General features: G+C 66.1%; 4 protein-coding genes. 3 read left to right on the top strand and 1 reads right to left on the bottom strand.

Annotated features, from left to right (window positions below; translation table 11 throughout):
* The first annotated feature begins 2 nt into the window (after positions 1-2).
* The 3 genes from VFS34_15565 to VFS34_15575 all read left to right on the top strand — a co-directional run bounded on the left by VFS34_15565 (position 3) and on the right by VFS34_15575 (position 5,620).
* Positions 3-1,334 (top strand): efflux RND transporter periplasmic adaptor subunit, encoded by a 1,332-nt coding sequence (locus VFS34_15565; GenBank protein ID HET9795871.1) that lies wholly within the window; start codon positions 3-5, stop codon positions 1,332-1,334.
* Between the two features lie 7 nt (positions 1,335-1,341).
* Positions 1,342-4,635, top strand: a complete 3,294-nt coding sequence (locus tag VFS34_15570; GenBank protein HET9795872.1) for a CusA/CzcA family heavy metal efflux RND transporter — start codon at positions 1,342-1,344, stop codon at positions 4,633-4,635.
* Between the two features lie 133 nt (positions 4,636-4,768).
* Positions 4,769-5,620 (top strand): hypothetical protein, encoded by an 852-nt coding sequence (locus tag VFS34_15575; protein HET9795873.1) that lies wholly within the window; start codon positions 4,769-4,771, stop codon positions 5,618-5,620.
* A 107-nt stretch (positions 5,621-5,727) separates the two neighbouring features.
* Here the strand turns inward: VFS34_15575 and VFS34_15580 are convergent.
* Positions 5,728-6,267, bottom strand: a 540-nt coding sequence (locus VFS34_15580; GenBank protein HET9795874.1) for a hypothetical protein, incomplete at its 5' end; no start/stop codon positions are given.

Genomic DNA, 6,267 nt, shown 5'->3' on the forward strand with positions numbered 1-6,267 from the left:
TCATGAAGATCAAAGCCATTCTTCCCTGGATGCTCGCCGGCGTGTTCGGCTTCACGATCGTGCTGCTTCTCGTCCGAGGCCGGTCGCGGACGGCAAGAACACGGGGCGAACCGACCGCGACTCGAGCGGTCGCACCCGAAGCGCCGGCGAAGAGGAAGGTCCTCTACTGGACGGACCCGATGACCCCGGGTTACAGGTCGGACAAGCCCGGCAAGTCCCCCTTCATGGACATGGAGCTGGTGCCGGTCTACGAGGACGGCGCCTCGGCGGGCGCCGCCTCGAAGGACGTGGCCGGATATTCGTCGATCCAGCTCGGGTCGGATCGCCAGCAGCTGATCGGCGTGCAGATCGGGAAGGTCGAGAAACGGAACCTGTCGAAGACGGTGCGGGCCGTCGGCCGGATCGCCGTCGACGAAACGACCCTCACGCACATCCACGCGAAGTTCGAGGGCTACATCGAGCGCCTGTTCGTCGACTACACCGGCAAGCCCGTCCGGAAAGGGCAGCCTCTGGCTTCCATCTACAGCCCCGATCTCCTCGCGACCGAACAGGAATACCTGCTGGCCTACCGCGCGTGGCGGCAGTTCTCCCAGTCGGGGAACCCGGATCTCGCGAAGAACGGAAAGGACCTGTACGACTCGGCGCGCCAGCGCCTGCTCCTCTGGGACATCCGGCCGGCGGACATCGAACACCTGGAAAAGACCGGGGTCCCGACGAAGGCCCTGACGCTCTATTCCCCGATCGACGGAACCGTCATGGCCAAGAACGCCGTCGAGGGAAACCGGGTCATGCCGGGGGACAGCCTTTTCGAGATCGCGGGTCTGCAGCGCGTGTGGGCGCTCGCCGACGTCTACGAGTACGAGCTGCCCCTCGTCCGCGTCGGACAAACGGCGGTCGTCACGCTCTCTTATCTGCCTGGCCGCCAATGGCGCGGCCGGATCTCCTTCGTCTCGCCCGTCGTCGACGAGAAGACGCGAACGGTCACCGTCCGCATCGACCTCGACAACCGCGACATGACGTTGAAGCCCGACATGTTCACGGACGTCCGCATCGAGCAGGCGGGGACCGAAGTCCTCGCGGTCCCCGTCGACGCGGTGCTCTCGACGGGGAGCCGCGCGATCGTCTTCGTCCCGCGGGACGGCGGCCGCTTCGAGCCGAGGGAGGTCGAGCTCGGCGCCCGGATGGACGGCTATTACCAGGTCCTTTCGGGGCTGGCGGCCGGCGATCCGGTCGTCACCCAGGCGAACTTCCTGATCGACTCCGAATCGCGGCTGAAGGCCGCGCTTTCCGGGATGTCGGCCCCGAAACCCGCCCCGGCCGAGCGTCCGCGGTGAGGCCGTCATGATCGAGAGAGTCATCGCGTACAGCGCGCGCAACCGCTTCGTCGTGCTCGTCCTCGTGGCGGCGCTGATCTTCGCGGGCGTGTGGAGCATCCGGCACATCACCATGGATGCGCTGCCCGATCTCTCCGACACGCAGGTGATCGTCTATTCGCGCTGGGACCGGAGCCCCGACATCATCGAAGACCAGGTCACGTATCCGATCGTGACGGCCCTCCTCGGAGCGGCGAACATCAAGGCCATTCGCGGCTACTCCGACTTCGGCTATTCGTACGTCTACGTCATCTTCGACGAGGGGACGGATCTGTACTGGGCCCGCAGCCGCGTGCTCGAATATCTCTCCAAGATCCAGCAGCGTCTTCCCGAAGGCGTCCGGACCGAGCTCGGCCCGGACGCCACCGGCGTCGGATGGGTCTTCCAGTACGCGCTCGTCGACAAGACCGGGAAGCATTCGCTCGCGGATCTCCGGACGTTGCAGGACTGGACGATCCGCTACGAGCTGCAGTCCGTTCCCGGCGTCGCCGAGGTCGCGAGCCTCGGAGGGTTCGTCCGCCAGTACCAGGTCACGGTCGATCCCAACCGGCTCGCCGCGTACGGCATTCCTCTCATGAAGATCGGCGACGCGATCCGCGATTCGAACAACGAAGTCGGCGGCCGGCTCATCGAATGGAGCGGCGCGGAGTACATGGTCCGCGCGCGCGGCTACGTCAAGAGCATCTCCGACCTCGAGGAGATCGTCGTCAAGACCGACGACAAGGGGACTCCCGTGCGTCTCCGGGACGTCGCGACGATCCAGCTGGGTCCGGAGATACGCCGAGGGATCGCCGAGCTGGACGGCGAGGGAGAAGTCGCCTCCGGCGTCGTGGTGATGCGCCACGGAGAGAACGCCCTGAACGTGATCCGCCGCGTCAAGGAACGCCTCAAGGCGCTCGAGCCGACGCTCCCGCCGGGAGTGAAGATCGTCACGACCTACGACCGATCGGAACTGATCGAGCGCTCGATCCACACCCTGAAGCACGAGCTGGTCCTCGAGATGGCGATCGTGTCGCTCATCATCCTGATCTTCCTCTGGCACATTCCGTCGGCCGTGATTCCGATCGTGACGATCCCCGCGGCCGTCGTCCTTTCCTTCATCCCGATGAAGATCTTCGGGATCGGCACGAACATCATGTCGCTCGGAGGCATCGCCGTCGCGATCGGCGCGCTGGTGGACGCGGCCGTCGTCGTCGTCGAGAACGCCCACAAGAAGCTCGAGGTCTGGCAGTCGGGAGGCGGGAAGGGGGACTACCGGGAGGTCCTCATCCACGCGATCCAGGAGGTCGGCCGGCCGAGCTTCTTCTCGCTTCTCGTGATCGCCGTCGCGTTCCTCCCCGTCTTCGCGCTCGAGGCCCAGGAAGGGCGCCTCTTCCGGCCGCTCGCTTTCACGAAGAACTTCGCCATGGCGATCGCGGCGCTGCTCGCCATCACGCTCGACCCCGCCATCCGGCTCCTCTTCACGCGACTCGAGAACTACGACTTCCGGCCGCGCTGGCTCTGCCGCGTCACGAACGCGGTCCTCGTCGGAAAGATGCATCCCGAAGAGAAGCATCCGATCTCGCGCATCCTCTTCCGCCTCTACGACCCGCCCGCGAAGTTCGTCCTTCGCCATCCGCGATCCGTGATCGCGGCCGCCCTCGGGATCGTGCTGCTCACGATTCCGGCGTTCCGGAAGCTCGGGTCGGAGTTCATGCCCCCCTTGAACGAGGGGTCGATCCTCTACATGCCGACGACCCTGCCGGGCATCTCGGTGACGGAATCGGCGCGCCTCCTCCAGAGGCAGGACCAGATCCTGAAGCAGACGCCGGAAGTGGAGCGGGTCTTCGGCAAGGCCGGCCGCGCGGAGACGTCGACCGACCCCGCCCCCTTCTCGATGATGGAGACCGTCGTCCTGCTCAAGCCGGACTCTCAATGGCGGCACAAGGACCGCTGGTATTCCTCGTGGATGCCGGGATTCCTCCAGCCGGTCTTCCGGCCGCTCTGGCCGGATCATCTCTCCTGGGACGACCTCGTCAACGACATCAACACGCGGATGCAGTTCCCCGGGCAGACGAACGCCTGGACGATGCCGATCAAGAACCGGATCGACATGCTGACGACCGGGATCCGGACTCCCGTCGGCATCAAGATCTTCGGGAAGGACCTGAAAGAGATCGAGCGCATCGGGCGGCAGCTCGAAGGCATCGTCCAGACGATCCCCGGAACGCGAAGCGTCTACGGCGAGCGTGTCGCCGGAGGTTACTTCGTGGACTTCGACCTGAACCGCGCCGAGATCGGCCGCTACGGGCTGACGATCCGCGAGGTCCAGGACGTCGTGATGTCCGCCATCGGAGGCGAGAATGTGACCACGACGGTCGAGGGGCGGGAGCGCTACCCGGTCAACGTCCGCTACCCCCGGGAGCTCCGCGACGAGCCGGACAAGCTCGGCCGGACGCTCGTCATGACGCCCGGAGGCGCCCAGGTTCCGCTCTCGCAGCTCGCGACGATCCGTCTCGTCGAAGGCCCCTCCATGATCCGCGACGAGGACGGCCGCCTCTCCGGATACGTCTACGTCGACGTCGACACGGGGAAGCGCGACATCGGGGGGTACATCGCGGACGCGAAGAGCGCCGTCGCTTCGAACCTCAGGCTCCCGACGGGCTACACGCTGACCTGGAGCGGCCAGTACGAAGCGATGATGCGCGTCCAGGAGAAGATGAAGGTGGTCCTTCCGATCACGCTCTTCGTGATCTTCGCGCTCCTCTACATGAACACGAAGTCCCTCCCGAAGACGTTCCTCGTCCTCCTGGCCGTCCCGTTCTCGGCCGTCGGCGCCGTGTGGCTCCTCTATGCGCTCGGCTACCACATGTCGATCGGGGTCTGGGTCGGGCTGATCGCCCTCCTGGGACTCGATGCCGAGACCGGCGTCTTCATGCTGCTCTATCTCGATCTCGCCTACGACGAGATGAAGGCGCGCGGCGCGATGAAGACCCGGGAAGATCTCCGGGAGGCGATCCTCCACGGCGCGGTCAAGCGGGTCCGCCCCAAGGTCATGACCGTGGCCTGCGCGTTCTTCGGTCTCGTTCCGATCATGTGGTCGACCGGCGCCGGCGCGGACGTCATGAAGCGGATCGCCGCCCCGATGATCGGCGGGCTCTTCACGTCGTTCCTGATGGAGCTCCTCGTCTATCCGGCGATCTACGAGATGTGGAGGTGGCGGTCGGAGGTGCGGAAATTTTCGCCGAAGCCGGCGGCGGAAATCGCCCCGGCCCACTCGTAGACGCGCGAATGCCCTTCGGTGAAGGGTTCAGAGCCCGCGGGATCGGGCGGGCTTCTGGCCGAAGGGACTGGTGAGTATGCCTCATGAGGGGAATCCGGCGACCGGCCATGATGCGACCCGGAGGGAAGGAACCATGCGTTTCGTTCGATTCTTGCTCGCTCTCGTCCTGTTCGCGTCCCTGGCGTCCGCCTCGCCCGTCGACATGATGTCCACGGACGTCGTCGTGCCCGGAGCGGGTCGCATCGCGGGAGCCACGGGCTCCTTCTGGGTCACCGATCTCTGGGTGCGATCGCCCGGAGGCGGCACCGTGACCCTCGAATTCCACGCGATGGACAGCGGCTCGGCCCAGCCCGCGGCGACCGCGGTGATCCCGATGGCGACGTCCGTGGTGTTCCTCCCGGATGTCCTGCGCAACACCTTCGGGATCGACGCGGGGCTCGGCAACATCCGCCTCCTCTCGACGAGCCCGGCGAGCGCCACGATCCGCATCTACGACCTGGCGGGCGGAGGAGCGACCTACGGAATGTCCTTCATGGGAATGCCGTCGTCGATGGCCATGGGATCGTTTTCGGGAATGGCGGACGGCGACCGCAACCCGTACCGATACATGATCTCCGGGCTCCTCCCGCAGCCGACGGCTCGCGTCAACGTGATGGTCGTCGACACCAGCTCGTCACCGATCGCGGGAACGGTCGAAGTCCTCGATGCCGACGACTCGGATCCGGCATCCGGCACCCGGCAGTACCGTTTCTCGATCCAGCCCTACTCGTCGCATCAGTTCGTCGACGTCCTCGGCGGCGTCGAAAGCCGTTTTTCCGGCGGCTCCGGGCTCCAGGTGCGGATTCAGCTCGACGACGGATCGCCCGGGGCGATGATGGCGTTCGCGAGCGTGATGGACAACGTCTCGAACGACCCCTACGTCGTCGTGGGTTCCATGATGGACGGCTCGAGCTCGATGATGAACGGCGGAATGGGTCCTCACTGACCGCTCCCCGGGACGGCCGGGAAGGAGCGCGGCCGATTCGCGCCTGAAGAATGGTCGACCCGGGCGAGCGCCGCATCGTCCCGTGGCTCGACGCGGCGGGACCCCGCTCACATCTTCATGTCTCCGTGACCGGCGTGTTCCCCGCCGCTCGACCCGAAGCGCACGCGCAGGAATCCGTGGATGGACACCGGGTGCGACCCGTAGACGGCATTCAGGCGGTTCGTGAACCCGTAGATCGTCGCATCGAAGCCGAGCCCGGTTTCGGCTTCGGAAACCAGGCGCACGTCCCTCGTGAACCCCAGCGTCAGGGCCTGGACGGTCGTGCGGACGGGCGCGACGTCCTCCGGCCGCTGGCGCTTGTGGGTCAGCTCGTAGAGATCGCGATCGACGGATTCGACCCGCCCGTACGCGAAATTGGCGTCGGCGAATTTCCAGGTCCATTCCAGCGTGCTTCCCCATTCCGGACCCGAGGCGCCGAGGTTCCGCCCGGCGATGGCCGTCGCGGAAAAGAAGCCGCCCGGGAACGCCTTCTGCCAGCCGATCGACGCGGTCGAGCGGGTCTGGTTCCCCGGCTCGATCTTCTCGGGGTGCTCGAGGTGGCCGGAAGAGACCTGGAACGAAAGCTCGGGAGTCGGCCGGATCCAGAG

Source organism: Thermoanaerobaculia bacterium, from assembly GCA_035717485.1.
Taxonomy (GTDB): Bacteria; Acidobacteriota; Thermoanaerobaculia; order UBA5066; family DATFVB01; genus DATFVB01.

Excerpts from the sequence above, each read along its gene's own strand:
- VFS34_15565 (HET9795871.1), top strand. The coding sequence starts at position 3 with ATGAAGATCAAAGCCATTCTTCCCTGGATGCTCGCCGGCGTGTTCGGC.
- VFS34_15570 (HET9795872.1), top strand. The coding sequence starts at position 1,342 with ATGATCGAGAGAGTCATCGCGTACAGCGCGCGCAACCGCTTCGTCGTG.
- VFS34_15575 (HET9795873.1), top strand. The coding sequence starts at position 4,769 with ATGCGTTTCGTTCGATTCTTGCTCGCTCTCGTCCTGTTCGCGTCCCTG.